The sequence below is a fragment of the Salifodinibacter halophilus genome, assembly GCA_012999515.1.
GTDB lineage: Bacteria > Pseudomonadota > Gammaproteobacteria > Nevskiales > Salinisphaeraceae > Salifodinibacter > Salifodinibacter halophilus.
Genome location: JABEEB010000093.1, coordinates 1 through 328, shown reverse-complemented (window position 1 = coordinate 328; position 328 = coordinate 1). Strand labels below are relative to the sequence as shown.

At 67.4% G+C, this 328-nt stretch carries 1 protein-coding gene; it reads left to right on the top strand.

The features are described 5' to 3' along the window. Positions 1-328: CTP synthetase (pyrG, locus tag HKX41_10840; protein NNC24626.1), on the top strand; the 328-nt coding region annotated here is incomplete at both ends.

Below are 328 nucleotides of genomic sequence, written 5' to 3'. Positions count from 1 at the left end.
CAAGAACTCGATCACCACCGGCCGGATCTACGAGAACGTGATCCGCAAGGAACGCCGCGGCGATTACCTCGGCGGCACCGTGCAGGTGATCCCGCACATCACCGACGAGATCAAGCGCCTGATCGTGGAGGCCACCGAAGGCTTCGACGTGGCCCTGGTCGAGGTCGGCGGCACCGTCGGCGACATCGAGTCGCTGCCGTTCCTGGAGGCGATCCGCCAGCTGCGCACCGAGCGCGGCCCCGAGCACGCGCTGTTCATGCACCTGACCCTGGTGCCGTTCATCGCCGCCGCCGGCGAGCTCAAGACCAAGCCGACCCAGCATTCGGTC